The organism is Sulfurimonas sp. (genome assembly GCF_041563035.1).
Taxonomy (GTDB): domain Bacteria; phylum Campylobacterota; class Campylobacteria; order Campylobacterales; family Sulfurimonadaceae; genus Sulfurimonas.
The window spans coordinates 1-20851 of record NZ_JBFFNS010000030.1 but is presented as its reverse complement, the minus strand read 5'-3'; the positions used below and the strand labels follow the sequence as shown (position 1 = coordinate 20851).

The window sequence follows — 20851 nt, the reverse complement described above, 5'->3', positions numbered from 1 at the left end:
AATTGTTGTATAGATGCTATACTAACATAAAAACTTTAAGGCACTATTATGAAAACTATAACTTTTATCGGAAACGGAAACATGGCACTAAGCATTGCCAAAGGATTAAAAAACAATTATAAAATAGAAGTAGTCGGCAGAGATATTGAAAAACTTGAGAAATTTGAAAAAAATATCGGTACGAGTATAGATAAGTTTTTACTTGATGATTTTAATGTTAACGATAAGACTATAATGCTTTGTGTTAAACCTGCGAATGTCATAGAAGTCTCTTCCAAAATCAAAGGTAAGGCAAGAGTTATCTACTCTGTTTTAGCAGGTACAAGCATCTCTACGTTAAAGCAAAACTTAGGTCCTAATGCAGTAGTTAGAACTATGCCAAACCTTGCTGCAAGTATAAACAAGTCTATGACTACATTAACAGGAGACATAGAGTTCAAAAAAGAAGCTGAGGAGCTTTTAGGAGCGATAGGAAGCACAAGATGGCTATCAAGTGAAAAAGAGATAGACATAGCTACAGGACTTGCCGGAAGTGGTCCTGCATATCTTGCCTTAATTGCTGAAGCACTAGCAGATGGTGCTGTAAAACAAGGTCTTAGAAGAGATGACGCGATGGCCATAATGAGAGGTCTTTTTAGTGGCTTTGGAGAACTTATACAAGAGATACATCCTGCACTTCTTAAAGATGGTGTAATGAGTCCAGGTGGGACAACAGCCGCTGGTTACGGTGCACTTGAAGATGGAAATGTTAGAAGTGCCTGCATGGATGCAGTAGGAAAAGCTTACAAAAGAGCAACTGAACTTTAAGCTATCCCTTTAATAATATAAGTTTTTCTTCTATCTTAAAATAGTTATAAATTTTTTAAGAGTAATATCATATAATTATTTTGTATACTATTTTGAAGGATAATTTATGCGTTTATCTTTATCTAAAATTAGTTTTTTAAATATTTTTATAACAGCTCTCACCTTTAGTTTTGTTCTGGGTCTATTTTCCATAAAAAACACAGATAAGTACTACGATATCAGAGTCAAGCAGCAAGAAAAGTATTATGTAGAAAAAAATAAAGAACTTGTAAAGAAAGAAGTGCTAAGAGTTATTGAACGAATTAAGACTTTAGAGCAAATAACTTACAACATACACAAAGCGGAGCTTGAAGAAAAAACAAACTTCATTCATAATATATTTAAAAACTCTTACAATCAACATCTAACAAAAGAACAAATAATATCTACATATAAAAATGAATTAGATACTTTTACTTGGGATAATAATAGTGGATACTTCTATATTTTTGACACTGATGGTATTATCCTATATCATGGTAGAAATAGCGACTATGTAAATGAAAATATATTTGATCTGGCAAAAAACAACTTAGAACTTCAAGAGTTTATAAAAGACACCATAAAAAAAGATGAAAACTTTGGTAAATACAAGTGGTATAAACCAAATGCTAACATAAATAATCAATACAAAAAATATGTATATGCAAAAAAACTTGATAAACTAGAAATATATATTGCCGCCGGTATGTACAAGGATGAACTCCAAAAAGAAGTACAAAAAATAATCTTTGATGAATTAAAGAGAGAACGTTTTGGAGATGGAGATTATGGATATTTTTGGATTCATGACTTAAACTATATTATGTTAATACATCCAGATAAAACCCTTCTAATGAAAAGTATGAAAAATTTGAAAACACCTGACGGTCAATATCTTTTTCGTAATATAGATAAACTTGTAAAAGAGAATAAGGCTGGATATATAAACTACATTTGGAATAGACCAGATAGTATTGAGATTAAAGACAACAAAATATCATATGTTCATCTTATTAAAGATTGGGATATGGTTATTGGTTCTGGATTTTATTTAACAGAACTAAGGGATATTCTTAGTAGTGAGAAGAAACTCATAAAAGACTCTCTATATAAAAATCTAAAAGAAAATCTGTTGCTAATAGCCATATTAATCATACTTAGTATTCTATCAGCTCTGTTTGTATCTAAGAGAATCAAAAGAATTGAACTTTCTCAAAAAGAGTATATGAGTATGCTCGAACAATATAAATTAATTTTAGATAATAGTGCTTTAGTATCAAAGACTGATAGAAATGGGATAATAACATATGTAAATGATGCGTTTTCTAAGATAAGTGGATTTAAAGAAGAAGAAGTTATCGGACAGTCTCACAAGATTGTTCGTCATCCTGAATCGCCAAAAAGTCAATTTCGCTCACTTTGGAAAAGAATCAAAAGAGGGAAAATTTGGAAAGGTGTTATAAAAAACCAAAATAAAAGTGGTGAAAACTACTATAACAGTACAACTATAGTACCAATTAAAGATGCTGATGGAACTATCATAGAATACATATCTTCTGGTACTGACGTTACAGAACTCATTGAAAATAGAACCAAGCTAAAAAGTATATTTAGTACTGATTCATTAACTGGTCTTGGAAATAGAGTGAGTTTGATTGATTATATTTCTAAGAATCAGGATGGTGTACTGGCGCTAATAAATGTAGATAGGTTTAAAGAAATCAATGACACACAAGGTCATGAATCTGGTGATGAGATTATTAAGCAACTTGGCAGTAGAATATTCAACTATATAAATGATGAAAACTATACTCTTTATAGAGTTCAAGCAGATGTTTTTGCTCTATATACTTTAGATAAAACCGAAGATGAAGTAGTAAGAACAATATCAGAATTTATTAATACAGTAGGAAAAGAACCATATATAATAAACAATTCAAATATTATTTTGACATACACATCTGGTGTAGCTAGTGACAATGAAAACCTATTTACATATGCAGATATCGCACTTAGTGAAGCAAAAAATAAAAACATAAGAGTCAAAGCATATGACGATTCTATGAATAATATAGAAGAGTACAGACAAAATATTTTATGGGTTGAAAGATTATATGCGGCAATAGCTGAAGATAATATTGTTCCATTTTTTCAGCCTATATATAACTACCACACTCAGAAAATAGAAAAGTATGAGTGTCTTATGAGGCTACTTGAAAATGGAGAAGTAGTATTTCCTGGTGAATATCTACCTGTTGCTAAAAAAACAAAGTTATATCCTGAATTAACATACAAAATGGTTGAAAAATCAATAGATAAATTTGCATTCTCAGATGAAGAATTTTCTATAAACTTAAGTATAGAAGATCTAATGAATGAAGATTTGATGAACTTTATTTTTGACTATGCTCAAAAGAATAATATATTTAAAAAAATAGTTTTAGAGATTGTAGAATCTGAAGAGATAGAAGATAGTGACTTCATATCTAAAACTATTACTAAGTTTAAAAAAGAGGGAGCTAAGATAGCTATAGATGACTTTGGAAGTGGTTATTCAAACTATGACTATCTGATCTCTCTTCAGGCTGACTATATAAAAATAGACGGATCAATTATAAAACATATTATAGATGATGAAAGAACAGCTGAAGTGGTAAAATCTATCGTAAACTTTGCAAAAAAATCTGACATGAAGACTATTGCCGAATTTGTAAGTTCAAAAGAGATAGATAAAAAGGTAAGATCGTTAGGTGTAGATTATGCTCAAGGGTTCTACTATGGCAAAGCAGAACCTGAACTTCTTAGTTAGATAGATAGATTATAAGAATTTAAGTATTTCTTCTTCTATATTCTCTTTTTCTATTACAGAATCGTGAACTATTTTTTTAGAAAACAGCTCGTTTATCATAGATGGTATCTCAACATTAGCCGTTTTTGATATGGACTCTAAAGCTACTATATCTTGTGTATCCTCTTCACCAGTTAAAGCATTTGCAATTACAGGAGAGAACTTTGTCCACTCTGCAGTTGAGTAAATGATTGTTGGAATATTCTTAGTTGCACATGACTCATAAGCTTTAAAACAAGTTGCAGTGTGGGGATCCATCAAATAACCATTTTCAAAAGTAGTTTTTATATACTCTTTACCTTCATCGTCCGTACAATAATCAGCAACAAAAATTTCTTGCAACTTTGAAAGCTCATCTGAAGTTAATATATATATTTTTTTAGTATCAAGATCATTCATTAACTCTCTTGTACGCTCTGCCCCATAGAGACCATAAAGAACACGTTCAACATTAGAAGACTTAAGTATATCCATAGCTGGAGAAGTTGTTAAGATAAGGTCTTGATCACGCATATCATATACACCTGTTTGGATTAAGCGTGTTAAGATATTGTTCTCATTTGATGCTATGATCAACTTCTCAACAGGAAGACCCATCAGCATTGCATAGTAACCGCCAAGTACATTGCCAAAGTTTCCACTTGGAACATTCAAGTAAACTTTTTCGCCAATCTTAATGACATCCTGTCTCACCAGTTCAAGATAGTTATGAATATGGTAAATTATTTGAAATATGATACGTCCAAAATTCACAGAGTTTGCAGCTGATAATGAAATATTCTTTTCATTTAGTGCATCTTCAAAACTCTTCGATGCCAGAAGGTTTTTAAGTGCTGATTGAGCATCATCAAAGTTACCCTTTATCCCAATCACTTTCAAGTTAGAAGCATCTTCTGTAACCATCTGCAGTCTCTGCACATCAGAAGTTCCATTTGCAGGGTACAAACAAACAACTTGAATATTTTTCTTGTTCTTAAATGTCTCTAAAGCAGCTGGACCGGTATCTCCACTTGTAGCTGCAAGTATTAAATAGTTGTCATTCTTTTTCTGAGCAACTGAAGATAAGATGCTACCAAATGGCTGCAGTGCCATATCTTTAAATGCACGGGTTGGACCATGATAAAGTTCACTAACATAAAGATCTTCTTTAACTTTAACAACTGGAACAGGGTTATTTGAATCATCAAATTTATCATAAAGATTAAGAGCCTCATCTATAACACTTTGCTCAATATCAATTTCAAAACGGTTAAGTAAATCAGACGCTAATTCTTTATATGAAGAGTTTAAATGTTTGTTTAAAAATTCATTCCCAAGTTCTGGTAGTGTCTCTGGTACATAAAGACCACCAAAAGAGGCAATTGGGCTTAGTATTGCTTGGGAAAAAGTAACACTGGCAGGTTTCTTATCATCACATCCACGAGTTTGAATAAAGTTCATATTTTTCTCTACTTAATTTTTTTGAAATTATATCTAAAAAATATCCCTAATCCGAATCTCCATCATGCTTGAGAAACATTACAAGAATACTAATCAGTATTAGTGTCGCTACTATTTCATAACCAATAGCCCAAACAATAAAAAATGCTGACATATCTAGTAATTTGAAATTATCTACATCTGCCCCAGCTATTGTAAAGAAAAGAAAAACAGAACCTACTATATACGGAATAAGAACAAAGTAGATAGTATAAACTATCGATTCAAGACCATCAGGAACATAAAGATAATCTTTAAAATTGACTTCTTTTTTAGCAAAACTAGTAGATTTTTTCTTTTTAGTAGATTTTTTTTTCTGATCTGCCCGTAGTATCTGATTATAATAAATCATATTATGCTGATCGTTTTCAAACTCCACTACAGACTCTCTTTCAATAAAATTAAATAATTTTATTTAATTTGATATAACACTATAATAACTAAAAGATTATTAAAGAAATTTTAACTCATTATATCAGTTTTTCTTATTCAAAAAGTCTTTCTGGATTTATATGATAAGATTTCTGAGTAACTTCAAAGATCAACTCATCATTAACGCGCCCTATTGTATAGCCTTTTTTAATTTTTTTACCCTTTTTTATGTTTGGTGAGATTTGTGTTAGATTTGCATAAATTGTATGAAGTCCGTTTTCATGTTCTACAATTACTATATTATCTAAAACTGCTGTCTTGTCAGCGTAAATAACTTTACCATTAAATACAGTTTTAACTTTTGTATTTTTTATGTTTGGTTTAAGTGATATAGACTCGTTAAAAACTTTTATTCCATATATAGGGTCTGTATATGTTCCATATCTTTTTGTAATCGTATATGGAGAAAATGGAGCAATAGTTTTATTGCCAACATAATTCTTTGTTTTTACTTTTTGATAGCTACTGCCATGTTTTTTTACTTTTGGAAGATCTTTATCGGAGACAATTCGTTTAGAATCAAAAGCTTTTCTTCTCTCTTCTTGTTCCTTAGCTTTTTTAATCTCATCAACTTTGATAATATTTAATTTTGCCAGTGTTTTTTTAAGAAGATCCTGTTTTTTCAGAAGTTTTTTCAATTCTTTCTTATATGATTCCTTAGCAATTGTCAGTTTTTCCAAGTCCTTCTTGTTCTTGTGTTGTGTATTAAGAAGATCTTTTCTTTTTGTATCAATATTTGCTATCTCAACTTCTAAAAAACTAGCATGTCTATTTAATATATCTATATTTTTAGAGTTATCATAAAACTTACTATTTAGCTCTTTTACTTTCTTTTTTGAGTTTTCTAGCATTACTTTTAAAACTTCAAACTCCATAAGTGACTCTTCACTGGCTGCAATCTCTTCTTCTAGTATAATCGACAGTGAAACACTTTGGGCAATTGTAAAAACAAGTTCCTCTTCTACTTTTTCTTGGGTGGATTTTAGATTTGATTGAACTTTCTTTAGATCTTTTAGTTGAGTTGTATTTTCATTGTAACTACTCTCTTTTTCTAACAACTCTTTTTTAAGGGAGTCTAGATGCTTTTGCTGTATTTGAATCTCTTTTTTTTGCTTTAAAATGGCCTTTGCAGTTTGGGCCATTTTATTATTTATATTTGTATAGTTCTTAGAAAATGAGTCAAGTTTAGTACTTGTTTGTTCAATATTAGCATCTACACTAGTTTTTGCAAGCAAAATAACAGATACTAAATTTAAAATCAATAATAGACGAATCATACCTCTTCTTTATGTCCCAAAACTATTAAAGATGCAAGTAAAATAGATAGTACTATTGCAGCACCAAAAAGAAGTGCAGAGTCATTTATAATATCATATATCACAATATCTATTCCGATATTACTAAACTGTGCTTTTATCCATATAGACGATGAAATATATATAAAAAGACCAAATGCCAAAAGACTGGCGATTATTGCATCTACAATGGCAAGTCTAAATAGTACGGCTGAGCGAAGCCATACCGGTGCACCAAACAGTCCCATAATACTCATACGTTCACTATGTTTAAACTGCCATATTCGAAGTTCTTTAAAGATTAGAAGAGTCGTTACAACAAATACAACTATTGCAAATAAGGAAACAACATTCTTAAATAGCAGCAGCAACTTATATGTTGTATCGTGGTTATGAGAAAAATCTTCAACTTTCATAATTGCTTTATTTTTAAGAAGATCTTTTCTCAGATTTTTTATCTGTTTTGGACTTGGATAGTGAGTGAGCCCTAGTTTATAAAATTTTGGAAGAGTGAGTTTTAATAGTTCTATATTTTTTGAATTAATACCGCTGTTTAGCCTTTTTATTACACTATCTGCAGACAACTCGCTTACACTTGATATGATATCATTTATACCTAAAACAGTTTTATTATCTAGTTTTTTTTGACTTACAATTATTACAGAATAATTATTTGCCAGGTTTTCTTTGTATGCTTCTATAGATCTATCAACTATAGTAAATATTTGTATAGAAAAAAGTATGCTGAGTAGTGCAACAACTAAGGATAGATGATTTTTAAACGACTTCATGCACGCTCCCATACTCAATATTATAATGCTTATAGTCAACATTCATAGTTTGAGGAATATGGTGAGTAACAACTATTACGGTTGTCTTTAGTTGTTCATTTGCGCCTTCTAAAAGGTTCCATATAAGCTGAGATGAGTAATCATCTAGGTTTCCCGTAGGCTCATCGGCAAGAATAAGTATAGGGTTGTGTGCTAAAGCTCTTGCCATAGCAACCCTTTGCTGTTCACCACCACTAAGTTCTAATGGATATTTTCCGGCTTGATGTTTTAGCCGAACATGCTTTAAAAGAGAATCAACCTGATTTTGTGTTACGCCTTTTTCGTATCCGTTAATAATAAGAGGAAGCATAATATTTTTCTCAATAGTCCACTCTTTTACAAGTTTATAGTCTTGAAAAACTATACCTACATGTCTTCTTAAAAAGTTCAGTTTAGTGCTTGTAACACCTCTGAGTTCCACTCCACCGACTATTAGACTTCCTTGTTTAGGTTTTAAGGCACCATAAAGAGATTTCAAAAGAGTTGATTTTCCACTACCACTCGCACCAGTTATAAATATAAAACTGCCAGAATCGATAGAAAAATTCGCTTTATTGATTATTGTCTCACTATTAGAATATGCTAGTGATAAATCTTGTGCCATTATTACCTTATCCATTAAATACCTCATCTAAATATTTATGTGCTAATAGATTACTCTTTGATTTTAATGGAAGAGTAGGATAATAAGAAGCTATCTTATCTCTAAGAATAACATATAGATGCTCAGGTCTGTCAAAACTGCCCATGGAGATACGAAGCATAACGCCATCATCTAACTTATAAACTCTCTCAAAGTGAATAAATCCACCGTCAAATCTTTTTGTAACCCCATGAAGCTCTATTAGTTTATCATCTGATAAACTAATAGTAGAAAATTCAAAGCTCCCCTCTTGAGTAAGGTTATCTGATTCTTCTTCATTTATCATAGTTACATCGTAGATGTTTTTTTCCATCTTTTTCCATCTATCTTCATACTTTGAACTTATTGCAATATCTTTGTTCTTATTTATATGCAAGATAGTCTTATGAAAGTTCATAAAAGTCTCATAAGAGTAAGCATAATAATTTTCACTATCTGTACGAAGTTCAAGTCTTCCATCAACTTTTAGAACTCTTCTAGCTTCTTCTATAAAAGTAGTAGATATAACTCTACGATGTGGTTTTTTATCCCATGGTACAGGGAAGTGCACATATATCTTACCTACAATATTTGAAGGAACTAGCTCCATAAATAGTCTTGCATCATAGTCAAGGACTAGTAAGTTTTTTATATTTTGAATACTTACTTGTTTTAGAACTTGTTCAATAGAAGGTCTGTGAATCTCTATACCTATAAACAAGATATTTGGATTCTCTATAGCTTGATGTATCAGATGCCTACCTGAGCCAAAACCAACTTCGATTCTTATCTCAGATGCATCTGGAAAGTTATCAGCAAAATAACTTATGTGCTTAAGAGCAGTTGCTTCTTCAAGGTGTATATTTTTTTGCTTTTGAGGAACATTTGAAGAGATTACATTAAGGTCTGCAAGGTCTGCATAAGCAAGTAGTGCTTTATGCACATTATGTATAGATGCAGGTCTTGTTAATTTATCCGTTTTTAAAAGGCTTTTATTCTCTTCTTCTTTTACAAGTAGAAAGAAATCATCTTCTTCTACACTAACTGAAATAAGAGTTTCATCACTATGCTTTGCATTATTAGCAATAAAGTTAAATGAAACCTCATTATGTTTTTGAGGAAAGTCTATCTCTTTAAATTCTTCAATATGTAAGTGTGGCATTTATCCCCGTTTTAGTTAAAGTCTTGAGTAGGTACAATTACCTCTACTTCTTTTTTCTGAGCTTTATCAGAAGGCACTTGAGACTCTTCTTTTTTTGTATTATCAGTAACACTATTTGGAGTTTTAATTTCTACTTCAATACTTGGTTCTGATTTTATACCAAATTCATCAATAGCAAATACTTGGTAGTAGTATGTAATATTTGGCCCAATTTCAGCATCTACGAATTTTTTACCGCTTATATCAACGAATTCTTCATCTTTAGCATCAAACCAACCAGTTTTAGCTTTTTTGATTACTGTATATTTCTTAACTCTTGTATCTTTATTTGACCACTTTATTTCAATTTTATTATCAATAACTTTAGCCTCAACTAACGATGGAGCTTCTGGTTTTATAAGAGTTAAACCTTGAATAGATATTTTATCGTGAATACTCTCTAACCCATTTTTTTCAATTGCACTTACTCTATAATAATATTCTTTACCATCTTCTTCTACTACGTCAGTAAATGTAGGATTGTAAAGTTTTGCTATTAATTCATAAGTTCCATCTGAACTCTCTGATCTGTAAAGATGGTAACGAGCAAAATCTTCTGTAGTAGATTTCTCCCAATTGATCTCGATCTTTCTTGGTAAGTCTGTAGTAGCAACAATATGTTTGATAGTAATCGGTAAAGCTTTTGTTACAACTTGAACAATCTCACTTGGATTTGAAGTAATACCATCATATGTTAAAACACGGACACGGTACTTATAAACATAATCATCTTTAAGATCAAAATCAATGAATTCAGCATTAAGCCTACCGTCCACAGTAGCAATCTTACTCCACTTCTCTTCTTCTAAAGTTCTTCTCTCAACAATATATGATTTAACTTTTTGATTCGAGTGAGGTCTCCAGATGATTTTCGCAGTTCTTGGCATGTTTTGAATGCTTTGAATCCAAACAACAGACTGTAAAACAGGAAGAGAGTTTATTGCTTTTGCTTCACTCATTTGAGACTCTGCTTCTTCAGAGAAAGTTTTAAAAGTGTAAGTGTAGCCTGTATCTGGCTTAATCTCAGTATCAAGGTAGTGAGTTGTAAAACGATTATCTATCGTCTTATAGTGAGAAAGATCACTTGCTTCTTCACTCATAACCTGCTTATAAATATATATACCTTTTACTCTTTCATCTTCTATAGCACTCCACTCAAATGCTACAGCATTCATATCCACAAAAGTTCCTTTTTCTGTAAGTTTTACTACAGGTAGTGTCTTATCTATTTTTATCTCATCTGCTGGTTTTGGAGAAGTTCCTCCACAACCGCTAAGAATCAGTAGAGAAGCCGCGCAGAATGTTGCTAGTGTCCATAACTTCATTAATTTGCTCCGTATCAAATTTTTTATCTAAATAATCTTTCATAGTTTCATCAAGAGATGCAACAAAAGAAAGTTTTTCTTTGCTCGTTGGATGAACAAAATATATCATGTAAGCGTGTAGCAAAATTCGTTCCGATTTCTCTACTTTTGGGCTTAATGCATAGATGTGATCACCTATGATATGACGGTTCATACTCTCTAAATGAACACGTATCTGATGTGTACGTCCAGTAAAGAGTTTACATGCTACAAGTTGCTGTCTTTCATCACTTGAAAGTGCCAAAGTTTTAAACATAGTTTTAGCATATTTTGATTTTCCATCATCAGTACAAGCCATCTTCAATCTATTATGTGCACTTCTACCAATATTTTGTTCAATTGTAGTAAGTTCATCTTTTAAAGGTGGATTTAAAACTGCTATATAGTATCTTCCCATACTTTTATCTTGAAGTTGTTGTGATAAAAACTCATGAGCTTCATTATTTTTTGCAACAACCATGGTCCCGCTTGTACCCTTGTCAAGTCTGTGAACTATCCCGTGTCTTTCCTCTCCGCTTATAGTTGAGAGTCTGATGCCCTTGTGTTTAAGCCAGTCAACTAAAGTCGCTTCTTTTACACTTGGAGCCGGATGCACTGTAACACCGCTTGGTTTATTAATTACCAGCACATCTTCGTCTTCATAAAGTATCTCAACATCAAAGTCAATATCAAGAGCTGGTGACTCTTTAGCTTCGGGGAAATTTACTTTTATGTTTTGCCCTGCTTTTAGTTTTACTCCCGGACGAGTAACTTTTTTATCTTCTACTTCAACACACTCGTGTTTTATTAAAGAAGCTATTTGTGAGCGTGTTTGCCCAATTTGAGATGCTAAAAATATGTCTAATCTTTCTGGATTATCACATACGTAGCTTTTTATATCGCTCATTATGTCCCTTTTAGACGAAAATTCTTTGTAACATAAAATTTGTTTCACTAATTTTTGTGATACAATTTTAAAAATTTTTTTGGAGTTACAAACTTGTGGAGATTTGATAAGCGTATTCTAGCACAATTTGACTTCTTTTCTATTATCTTAATCATCCCTCTTGTATTTACTTCTCACTGGCTTATCGGTGAAGTTGTTCCTGCTCTTGCTCAAAAACAAAATGCTTATGTCGGAATAGCTGTTATAGCATTTTTATTTGTATTTTTACTACCTATTCGCCGAATGAGTTGGCTAATACCTCTAATTTATTGGGCAAATATTGGGCTTCTTCTCGCAGTTGAGTTTTTTGGACATTCAAGGTTGGGAGCACAAAGATGGATTGATATTCCATTTATCAACGCAACTATTCAGCCATCTGAGTTTGTAAAACCAGCTCTTATCCTTATGCTTGCTTATCTTATTCACAAAAACCCACCGCCAATGAATGGATACAGGATTGGCGAATTCTTAAAAATTAGCTTTTATATACTTCTTCCATTTATTTTAATTGTTAAAGAACCTGATTTAGGGACTGCACTTGTACTACTACTTATCGGATATGGAGTCCTTTTTTTTATTGGGGTTTACTGGAAAATATGGGCTACTATTATAGCTGCCATATTACTTTTGTCTCCACTGGTATATAAGTTCGGACTTCATGATTATCAAAAATTAAGAATCAATGACTTCCTAAGTGAAAAGCCATCTTATCATGTACAACAATCAATCATTGCAATTGGTTCTGGAGGACTTACAGGAAAGTCAAAAGATGAAGCTACACAGACTCAGATGAGATTTTTACCTATTGCTACAAGTGATTTTATTTTCGCATTTCTTGTTGAAAGAAGTGGATTTTTAGGTGCACTTGCAATAATCTTGGTATATGTTATGCTTATTCTTCATCTGATGAGTCTTAGTATCTACAATACTGATTATTACATTAAGGTAGTAACCATATCGATATCGTTTATGATATTTATCTATATGGGGGTAAATATATCTATGACAATAGGTTATGCTCCTGTTGTTGGAGTTCCTCTACCCATGTTCAGCTATGGAGGAAGTAGTTTTATAAACTTTATAATTCTATTTGCGATTATGCAAAACCTGATTACATTTAGGTATAAAGATATGTATGATATCAGAGGTACGAAGAGCTTTTTATAAGTTTATTTTAAAGCTAAAAGAAAATCATCCGATATACTCGTGATTAAATCTAAGGAAATATTATTAAATTACTTACTGCATTATTACTGTCCGTGGCTCTTTATGGTTCTGTATATCCGAGCTTTACTAATAACGAGATTCTTCATATAGAGAAGGTATCTGGCATAGAAGCTTGTAATAGAATCCACGAGTATGATAAAAAAATAAAATCACTGAAAAATGACACTGAGTTTATACAGCTTACGAAAGTAAATATATATCTCAATCATAGATTAAAGTATCAATCAGATAAAATCCTTAACAATAAGAGTGATTATTGGGCTACACCTAAAGAGTTTTTAACAATGGGCTCTGGTGATTGTGAAGACTATGCCATTATAAAATACTTCACACTTTTAAAACTTGGATTTGAAAAAGATAAACTATTCATAACTCTTGCTTACGATAAATATTCTAAAAGAGACCATATGGTTCTTAGTTATTTCGCAGATGCTAACAAACCGCCACTTATATTAGACTCTCTAAGCTACGAAGTTTTAGATTTAAACAAGAGAGCAGACTTGAGGGTAAGTGCCTTCATAAACACTAATGGGGTTTACAGACTAAGTAAAACAAAAAAACTTAGAAAGACAAAACAGATTTCCAATAAATTTAAAGAGTTGTTGATAAGAGTACAAAAAGAAAGTTAAAGCTAAAAGTTTATTTTTGAGTTAGCTAATTCTATATCAAACTAGTTTGATGAGCTTTACGCTGAGTAAAACATAGTCTTAACGTAGTAAAATTGATTTTATTGATTTTGCGTATATATTGTAGAAGAAGTGGCGCGGTGGACGAGACTCGAACTCGCGACCCCCTGCGTGACAGGCAGGTATTCTAACCAACTGAACTACCACCGCGCATATATTGAAAAAGTTGTTTTTTAAATTAGTTGTGCTTAAAGCTTTGGCGAAATGTACTTAAGTACATGAGTCAAAGTTTTGAGTTCAAACAATCAAAAAATGGTGGGCACTACTGGACTCGAACCAGTGACATCTACCTTGTAAGGGTAGCGCTCTACCAACTGAGCTAAGCGCCCATTTTATGACTTTGTATAACACCAAATAAGTGGCGACCCCTAAAGGATTTGAACCTCTGTCCCTACCATGAAGTGATAGTGTCCTTGGCCACTAGACGAAAGGGTCACTTTCATAAACAAAAGGTTTACATTATGGTGGGCACTACTGGACTCGAACCAGTGACATCTACCTTGTAAGGGTAGCGCTCTACCAACTGAGCTAAGCGCCCATCAATTTACTAAAAAACAGTGGCGCGGTGGACGAGACTCGAACTCGCGACCCCCTGCGTGACAGGCAGGTATTCTAACCAACTGAACTACCACCGCATATATTGTTTTTTAGTATAAAATGGTGTCCTGTGATGGATTCGAACCATCGGCCACATCATTAAAAGTGACGTGCTCTACCAGCTGAGCTAACAAGACATTTGCCTCTTATTCTTAAGAGGTCGAAATTATAGACAAATAGATTTTAGATGTCAAGATATTTTCGTACAAATTTAGAAAAATGTCTCTTTATCGATCAAAATAAGCATTTTAATGGCGAAAAGTACACTTTGACGTTGAACATAGTTCCTGTCTCCATCTAATTTTAAGTGCATCTCTGAATGATGAGTCTTAGAACTTGCCCCAACATATACAGTTCCAACCGGTTTATATTCTGTTCCTCCAGCGTCACCTGCTATGCCGCTAATAGAAAGTGCATAATCAGCACTACTGACATTTAGTGCTCCCTCGCACATCTCTTTTACAACTTCCGCGCTCACAGCTCCAAACTCCTCCAATGAGTCATGCTCAACTGCTAGCCAATTTTCTTTTATGCTGTTTGAGTATGTTACAAGTGAACCGTTTAGTATTTTTGAAGCACCATTTTCTTTTGTAAAGTAATAAGTAAGAAGTCCCCCACTACAACTCTCAGCAAATGTAATAGTTTTTTGATTTCTTGAAAGAGTTTCTATAATGTACTGAGTTATATTAGAAGCGGCTATCATATTTCTTGGTAATAATTGCTTAGCAGAGTTTATAAACTTAGATATGTTTCCATATTTTTTACTTACTATATCAACCCTCAACCATCCGTCTATAAGAGTAATCACATCTATCTTTACATCAAAAGTTTGAGCTATAGGAGTTAGCATTGCATGTACTCCATCTTTACTCTGATCAAATACATGTACGACAGCTTTATTTTCTTCAAAGTGAAGTAAGATCTCTGGCATCTCTTGCATCTCGTCTATATGCAGTACATTTGTTATAGAATTTTTATATTCTAAAAGATAACTTCTATCTTCAAAAACAGAACTGTTTGATGGTATAAGCATATTATCTTTAAGAACTTGATTATCACTTGTTACAGTACATATTACTTTTCCAATAGTAGAAAAGTTGTGTTTTGTTGTTACAACTATGAGCTTATCAGATGAGTTAAGTTCTTCTTCAAGATATAAAAAGAGTGAATTATCACTCTCTTTAAAATACGTTATTGAATCAATAAAATCAGTTTTTTGTCTAATTTTTCTAATAATATATTCTTGTAAAGATGAGTTATAGAAAAATTTATTACCAATAAATAAAAGATGGGTTCTCATGTCTAAACAGCCTTCTAAAGCAAATTTGTGTTGGCTTATTATAGCACCATTATTCCACTTTAAAGAAGGTTTTAAACACACAATGGATATAATCCAAAAATTTTAAACACTTTTGAGGTACAGATGGACTACAAAGAGACACTACTTTTACCTACTACAAACTTTGCCATGAGAGGCAATCTAATAAACAATGAACCTGAGCGTTATGCTTCATGGGATAAAAATAAAATCTACGAAAAGATGAAAGCTAACCGTAAAGGTTCTCCTAGTTTTACTCTTCATGACGGCCCTCCATATGCAAATGGAAACATTCATATCGGTCACGCACTTAACAAGGTGTTAAAAGACATAATCATCAAGCATAACTACTTTGATGGGAAGTCTGTTCGTTTTACTCCTGGTTGGGATTGTCACGGTCTACCGATCGAGCAGCAAGTTGAAAAAAAACTTGGTGGCAAACAGAAAAAAGAGCTTCTAGAAGTTTCAAAAGTAAGGGAACTTTGTCGTGCGCATGCAGCGAAGTTTGTTGATATACAAAAAGAGGAATTCAAACAGTTAGGTATTTTAGCTGATTGGGAAAATCCTTATGTAACTATGGACTTTAAGTTTGAAGCAAATATCTACAGAACACTTTGTGGTGTAGCTAAAAAAGGTCTTCTTATAGAACGTAGTAAGCCAGTTTACTGGTCATGGGCAGAACGTACTGCACTGGCTGAAGCTGAAGTTGAGTATGAGGACAAAGAGTCTCACTCAATCTACGTAGCATTTGAGTTAAGTGATGAGGCAAAAGCCAAAGCTGACATTGCCACTAAAGCATCTCTGGTTATATGGACTACGACTCCTTGGACACTTCCATCAAACACAGGTATCTCTCTTCACCCTGAAGAAAAGTATGTTCTTACAACTGATGGTTACATAGTTGCTAAAGCTCTTTTTGAGTCTCTATTGAAACTTGGTGTTGTTAAAGGTGAGATAGAAAAAGAAGTAGACTCTAAATCTCTTGAAAATCAAGTAGCTATTAATCCGCTAAACGGCAGAACTTCTAAAATAGTTCTAGGCGATCACGTTCTTATGGATAGTGGTACTGGTGGTGTCCATACAGCTCCAGGTCATGGTGAAGACGATTACCGTGTTGGACTAAAGTATGATTTAGAAGTTATTATGCCTGTTGATGAAACTGGTTGTTTTGATGAGACTGTTGTAAAAGAAAAACTACTTCCAAATCCTGAGGAATTTGTTGGTCAACTTATCTTTAAAACAAATGACAGAATCTTAGAACTTTTAGGTGATACACTTCTTTATCAGTCAAAGTTTACTCACTCTTACCCACATTGCTGGAGAAGTCATACTCCACTGATTTTTCGTGCTACTAAGCAGTGGTTTATCTCTGTAGATGAGAAACCTGAAGGTGAAGACGAGACTCTAAGAAACATTGCATTAAGTGAAGTTGAAAAAACTCTTTTCTATCCTCAAACAGGAAAAAACCGTCTAAACTCTATGGTAGAAAACAGACCGGACTGGTGTATTTCTCGTCAGCGTGACTGGGGTGTTCCTATCGCATTTTTCAGAGTAAAAGCTACTGGTGAAGTTATTTTTGATGAAAAAGTTTTAAACTATGTTGCTATGATTTTTGAGATGCAAGGAAGTGACGCTTGGTATTCTATGCCGATTGAAAGCCTTCTTTACCCTGGTTCTGGTTACAAAGCGGACGAAGTAGAAAAAGTTACTGATATCTTAGACGTGTGGTTTGACTCTGGATCAACTTGGAACTCAGTGTTGAAGTCTCGCAACTACGATGCAGGCGAGTATCAAGCAGATCTATATGTAGAGGGTTCTGACCAACATCGTGGTTGGTTTCAATCATCTATGTTTTTGAGTTGTGCAGTTGAGCACAAAGCACCTTACAAAGCAGTTCTTACTCACGGTTTCACGGTTGATGAAAAAGGTGAGAAGATGTCAAAATCTAAGGGCAATGTTATTGCTCCTGAGAAAGTTTTAAAAGAGTACGGAAGTGAAATCCTTCGTCTTTGGGTTGCATCTAGCGACTACCAAGGTGATCTAAAGATTTCTCAAGGCATCTTAAAACAGACGTCTGAGAACTACCGTAAACTAAGAAATACTTTTAGAATCATGCTTGCAAATGTTAATGATCTTGAAACTCTAAGTGCTTATGAAGATATGGGTGAGTTAGATAAATGGATTTTAAACGTTGCAAAAAATGTATTTGCTGAAGTTCACAAATCATTTAGTGTATACAACTATGTTAACGGCATGAGTCTACTCAACAACTTCGTTGTAAACGAGTTAAGCGGTATGTACATCGATATGACAAAAGACTCTCTTTACTGTAACGGGAAAACTGACCAAAGAAGAATGGCATCTCAGAGTGCTATGGCTATCATCACTAAAAGCCTGCTTCTTCTGCTAGCTCCTATCTTAACTTATACAGCTGATGAGATCGTAGAAAATGCTCCTGCTATCATCAAAGGTGATGCAGAATCTATTTTTGACATGACTTATGAAGAAATCCAAACTGGTGAGTCTACTTTCAATGCAGCCTACATGACTAAAGCTCGTGAAGGTTTTGGAACAATCGTAGATGCACTTAAAAAAGAGAAGATCATTAAAAGTACACTAGAGTTAGTTATCACTACTGACTCTAGTATTGCACTGGATATTGACTCTACAGATGCTGAAGACTGGTTTGTTGTATCAGCCGTGTCGGATTCTGCAACTGGGGAAGAACTAGGTTCTTTCAAAGTTGAAGATGACACATTTATTATAAGAAAAGCAACTGCTCACAAATGTCCTAGATGTTGGAAATACCAAGCAGCTAGTGAAGATACAACTTGTAAAAGATGTGAAGAAGTTGTAAGTGCCTAATTTCGCAGAGCCTGTTTCAACTACATTTATAGCTATTAGCGTAGTTCTGATATTTGTAGTTGTCGGTCTTGGAATTGTAGCCATACAAAAAGTAAAAAAAGCAAAGGAACTTTAGTGATTACATTAAAAGAAGCCCTAAAATTAAATAAAGATGAACTAAACAAATTTAAAGAAGAACTAAAAGCTAAGATAGAAGCAAGACCTGAACTAAACGCTTATATAGATGTAAACAATGTAAGCGATGGTGTACCTATCGCTATCAAAGACAATATACAAGTAAAAGACTGGGCTGTAACTTCTGGTTCTAACATCCTTCAAGGATACATCGCTCCTTACAATGCAACTGTAATCGAGAAGATGAAAGATGCAGGTCTTAGTCCATTTGGTAGAACAAATATGGATGAGTTTGCTATGGGTTCAACTACTGAGTCAAGCTTTTACGGTAAGACTCAAAATCCTCACAACTCTGAGTATGTTCCAGGTGGAAGTTCTGGTGGTTCTGCTGCTGCTGTTGGTGCCGGCCTTGCTATCGCCGCTCTAGGAAGTGATACTGGCGGGTCTATCCGTCAGCCAGCTGCTTTTTGTGGAATCGTAGGTATGAAGCCGACTTATGGAAGAGTAAGCCGTTACGGTCTAGGTGCTTATGCTTCTTCACTTGACCAGATTGGACCTATGACACAAAACGTAGAAGATGCAGCAATTTTGTATGACATCATCAGCGGTCACGACGTAAAAGACTCAACGTCTGCAGATATGAATGACAAAGTCTCAGACAAACTGGATGCTACTAGAAAAATGACTATTGCCGTTCTTCCTAAGCATATTGAAAATGCAAGTCAGACGATAAAAAAAGCTTACCAAATCGCAATAGATGCACTTAAAGCTGCAGGTCATACAATAGTAGAGCGTGAGCTAATGGATGCCAAGTTTGATATCTCTGCTTACTACATCACTGCTACTGCTGAAGCTGCTACAAACCTGGCACGTTATGACGGTATTCGTTATGGTAACCGTGTAACAGGAACTAACCTTGAAGACACTTTCATTAAGACTAGAAGTAACGGTTTTGGAGATGAAGTTAAGCGTCGTATTCTACTTGGCAACTTTGTACTTTCAAGCGGATACTACGAGGCTTACTATGTAAAAGCGCAAAAAACAAGACATATGATTAAAGACCAATATGATAAAATCTTTGAAGATGTTGATCTTATACTTTCACCGATAGCACCGGGTATTGCACCAAAATTTGGTGAGCTTGAAAACCCGATGGACATGTACTTGAGTGATCTTTACTCTATCAGTGTAAATCTTGCTGGACTACCTGCCCTAGCACTTCCTATATCAAAATCAGATGCAGGAATGCCTGTAGGACTTCAACTTATCGCTAAACCTTACGATGAGCAAACACTTTTTGACGGTTCTCTTTCTTTAGAAAAACAAATCAACTACAACTCTTAAAAAAACTCCATCCAAATTTCCTAATTCCAAAGTTTTACTTTGGAATTAGGAAAATATTGATTTATACCATATTTTTTGAGAAATTATTTAGTAAAATCATATGGTCTGGAATTGGTTCATTCATAGGAATTTATCTTGTTTCGATTGTTCCTCAATTGATGCACATATATATACTAAACAGTATGTTACTTGTGGGTTCTTTTGAAGCATCTGCTGTACTTCTTTACGGTGCTCCTCAAGCTGACTTTTCAAAGCCTAGGAACATGATTGGCGGTCATGTAATATCTGCTATTATTGGTATCACAGTTTATAAATACATCAATCTTGACATCTCTATGTTGGGGGCAATTGCCGTGTCACTATAATAGTAGCGATGCAATACACATACACGATGCATCCTCCAGGTAAAGCGACTGCACTAATTGCAGTAATTGGAAGTGATACGATTCATGGTTTGGATTATATGTATGTTATATCTCCAATTGCAATTGGTGCGTTTATATTGTTAATTATAGCTTTGGCAATAAACAATCTTTCAAGTAATCCAAAAAGACACTATCCGCGGAGTTGGTTTTAATCCAAACTTGTCTTCTCGTATAAAAAATAAACTACAAACCATCTTTTAGTTTATAAAGGTAGTATAGACAAATAAAATACCCTACAAAATATAAGGCTCTAAAATGAATAAACAAATCTCAAACTCTATAATGGCTTCACTTGTGGCAGATGCTTATGCACTTGGTGCTCATTGGGTTTATGAAGAAGAACAGATTCAAAATCTACCAATAAACTGGGAAACACTCAACAAAGCTCAGTCAATGTGGCATAAAGGTAAAGCAAAAGGTGACTTTACTCACTATGGAGATCAGGCACTTT

Annotated in this window: 16 protein-coding genes, 6 tRNA genes and 2 pseudogenes; 9 read left to right on the top strand and 15 right to left on the bottom strand. The window is 33.6% G+C overall.

Going from position 1 to position 20851, the window contains the following annotated elements:
* Positions 1-48 precede the first annotated feature (48 nt).
* Entirely contained in the window at positions 49-807 is a 759-nt protein-coding gene (locus tag ABZC13_RS13225) for a pyrroline-5-carboxylate reductase (RefSeq protein WP_373004821.1), read from the top strand.
* A 106-nt stretch (positions 808-913) separates the two neighbouring features.
* Positions 914-3637, top strand: coding sequence for an EAL domain-containing protein (locus ABZC13_RS13220; RefSeq protein WP_373004819.1), 2724 nt, complete (start codon positions 914-916; stop codon positions 3635-3637).
* A 9-nt stretch (positions 3638-3646) separates the two neighbouring features.
* On the opposite strand, the gene thrC is transcribed toward ABZC13_RS13220, so the two are convergent.
* The 8 genes from thrC to ABZC13_RS13180 all read right to left on the bottom strand — a co-directional run bounded on the left by thrC (position 3647) and on the right by ABZC13_RS13180 (position 11785).
* The gene (gene thrC, locus ABZC13_RS13215) at positions 3647-5116 is read right to left on the bottom strand and encodes a threonine synthase (protein WP_373004816.1); all 1470 of its coding nucleotides are present in this window, start codon (positions 5114-5116) and stop codon (positions 3647-3649) included.
* 46 nt (positions 5117-5162) lie between these two features.
* The gene (locus ABZC13_RS13210; protein WP_373004813.1) at positions 5163-5534 is read right to left on the bottom strand and encodes a hypothetical protein; all 372 of its coding nucleotides are present in this window, start codon (positions 5532-5534) and stop codon (positions 5163-5165) included.
* 106 nt (positions 5535-5640) lie between these two features.
* Positions 5641-6864: a murein hydrolase activator EnvC gene (locus tag ABZC13_RS13205; protein ID WP_373004810.1), complete on the bottom strand. Its 1224-nt coding sequence runs from the start codon at positions 6862-6864 to the stop codon at positions 5641-5643.
* A complete protein-coding gene (locus ABZC13_RS13200) occupies positions 6861-7673 on the bottom strand; it encodes an ABC transporter permease (protein WP_373004807.1) in 813 nt (270 codons plus the stop codon). Before ABZC13_RS13200 ends, ABZC13_RS13205 begins: the two co-directional genes overlap by 4 nt.
* Positions 7660-8331, bottom strand: a complete 672-nt coding sequence (locus tag ABZC13_RS13195; RefSeq protein ID WP_373004804.1) for a cell division ATP-binding protein FtsE — start codon at positions 8329-8331, stop codon at positions 7660-7662. The genes ABZC13_RS13200 and ABZC13_RS13195 overlap by 14 nt, the downstream gene beginning before the upstream one ends.
* The gene (trmB, locus tag ABZC13_RS13190; RefSeq protein WP_373004801.1) at positions 8324-9496 is read right to left on the bottom strand and encodes a tRNA (guanosine(46)-N7)-methyltransferase TrmB; all 1173 of its coding nucleotides are present in this window, start codon (positions 9494-9496) and stop codon (positions 8324-8326) included. Before trmB ends, ABZC13_RS13195 begins: the two co-directional genes overlap by 8 nt.
* A gap of 11 nt (positions 9497-9507) precedes the next feature.
* Positions 9508-10860: a fibronectin type III domain-containing protein gene (locus tag ABZC13_RS13185; RefSeq protein ID WP_373004797.1), complete on the bottom strand. Its 1353-nt coding sequence runs from the start codon at positions 10858-10860 to the stop codon at positions 9508-9510.
* Positions 10808-11785, bottom strand: a complete 978-nt coding sequence (locus tag ABZC13_RS13180) for an RluA family pseudouridine synthase (protein ID WP_373004794.1) — start codon at positions 11783-11785, stop codon at positions 10808-10810. The genes ABZC13_RS13185 and ABZC13_RS13180 overlap by 53 nt, the downstream gene beginning before the upstream one ends.
* A 93-nt stretch (positions 11786-11878) precedes the next feature.
* Between ABZC13_RS13180 and ABZC13_RS13175 the strand changes: the two genes are divergently transcribed.
* Positions 11879-12991 carry an FtsW/RodA/SpoVE family cell cycle protein gene (locus tag ABZC13_RS13175; protein WP_373004790.1) on the top strand — a complete coding sequence of 371 codons (1113 nt, stop codon included), beginning with the start codon at positions 11879-11881 and terminating at the stop codon, positions 12989-12991.
* Between the two features lie 92 nt (positions 12992-13083).
* Positions 13084-13680, top strand: a complete 597-nt coding sequence (locus tag ABZC13_RS13170) for a transglutaminase-like cysteine peptidase (RefSeq protein ID WP_373004788.1) — start codon at positions 13084-13086, stop codon at positions 13678-13680.
* 130 nt (positions 13681-13810) lie between these two features.
* On the opposite strand, the gene ABZC13_RS13165 is transcribed toward ABZC13_RS13170, so the two are convergent.
* The 7 genes from ABZC13_RS13165 to ABZC13_RS13135 form a co-directional block, all read right to left on the bottom strand.
* Positions 13811-13887 (bottom strand) — tRNA-Asp (locus tag ABZC13_RS13165).
* Positions 13888-13990: 103 nt separating this feature from the next.
* Positions 13991-14066, bottom strand: a tRNA-Val gene (locus ABZC13_RS13160).
* Between the two features lie 30 nt (positions 14067-14096).
* Positions 14097-14172, bottom strand: a tRNA-Glu gene (locus ABZC13_RS13155).
* A 27-nt stretch (positions 14173-14199) separates the two neighbouring features.
* Positions 14200-14275, bottom strand: a tRNA-Val gene (locus ABZC13_RS13150).
* A gap of 20 nt (positions 14276-14295) precedes the next feature.
* Positions 14296-14372: transfer RNA gene (locus ABZC13_RS13145), tRNA-Asp, on the bottom strand.
* Positions 14373-14395: 23 nt separating this feature from the next.
* Positions 14396-14471 (bottom strand) — tRNA-Lys (locus tag ABZC13_RS13140).
* A 74-nt stretch (positions 14472-14545) separates the two neighbouring features.
* Entirely contained in the window at positions 14546-15634 is a 1089-nt protein-coding gene (locus ABZC13_RS13135; protein WP_373004785.1) for a CinA family protein, read from the bottom strand.
* Positions 15635-15757: 123 nt separating this feature from the next.
* Between ABZC13_RS13135 and ileS the strand changes: the two genes are divergently transcribed.
* The 5 genes and pseudogenes from ileS to ABZC13_RS13110 all read left to right on the top strand — a co-directional run.
* Positions 15758-18517 (top strand): isoleucine--tRNA ligase, encoded by a 2760-nt coding sequence (gene ileS, locus ABZC13_RS13130; protein ID WP_373004782.1) that lies wholly within the window; start codon positions 15758-15760, stop codon positions 18515-18517.
* Positions 18510-18632: a hypothetical protein gene (locus ABZC13_RS13125; protein WP_373004779.1), complete on the top strand. Its 123-nt coding sequence runs from the start codon at positions 18510-18512 to the stop codon at positions 18630-18632. Before ileS ends, ABZC13_RS13125 begins: the two co-directional genes overlap by 8 nt.
* The gene (gene gatA, locus ABZC13_RS13120) at positions 18632-19975 is read left to right on the top strand and encodes an Asp-tRNA(Asn)/Glu-tRNA(Gln) amidotransferase subunit GatA (protein WP_373004775.1); all 1344 of its coding nucleotides are present in this window, start codon (positions 18632-18634) and stop codon (positions 19973-19975) included. The genes ABZC13_RS13125 and gatA overlap by 1 nt, the downstream gene beginning before the upstream one ends.
* 158 nt (positions 19976-20133) lie before the next feature.
* Positions 20134-20552: pseudogene (locus ABZC13_RS13115) on the top strand (HPP family protein).
* Between the two features lie 103 nt (positions 20553-20655).
* Positions 20656-20851 (top strand): annotated as a pseudogene (locus ABZC13_RS13110) (ADP-ribosylglycohydrolase family protein); the annotation flags it as partial.

Coding starts and splice junctions, on each gene's coding strand:
- ABZC13_RS13225 (WP_373004821.1), top strand. CDS start 49: ATGAAAACTATAACTTTTATCGGAAACGGAAACATGGCACTAAGCATT.
- ABZC13_RS13220 (WP_373004819.1), top strand. CDS start 914: ATGCGTTTATCTTTATCTAAAATTAGTTTTTTAAATATTTTTATAACA.
- thrC (WP_373004816.1), bottom strand. CDS start 5,116: ATGAACTTTATTCAAACTCGTGGATGTGATGATAAGAAACCTGCCAGT.
- ABZC13_RS13205 (WP_373004810.1), bottom strand. CDS start 6,864: ATGATTCGTCTATTATTGATTTTAAATTTAGTATCTGTTATTTTGCTT.
- ABZC13_RS13200 (WP_373004807.1), bottom strand. CDS start 7,673: ATGAAGTCGTTTAAAAATCATCTATCCTTAGTTGTTGCACTACTCAGC.
- ABZC13_RS13195 (WP_373004804.1), bottom strand. CDS start 8,331: ATGGATAAGGTAATAATGGCACAAGATTTATCACTAGCATATTCTAAT.
- trmB (WP_373004801.1), bottom strand. CDS start 9,496: ATGCCACACTTACATATTGAAGAATTTAAAGAGATAGACTTTCCTCAA.
- ABZC13_RS13185 (WP_373004797.1), bottom strand. CDS start 10,860: ATGAAGTTATGGACACTAGCAACATTCTGCGCGGCTTCTCTACTGATT.
- ABZC13_RS13180 (WP_373004794.1), bottom strand. CDS start 11,785: ATGAGCGATATAAAAAGCTACGTATGTGATAATCCAGAAAGATTAGAC.
- ABZC13_RS13135 (WP_373004785.1), bottom strand. CDS start 15,634: ATGAGAACCCATCTTTTATTTATTGGTAATAAATTTTTCTATAACTCA.
- ileS (WP_373004782.1), top strand. CDS start 15,758: ATGGACTACAAAGAGACACTACTTTTACCTACTACAAACTTTGCCATG.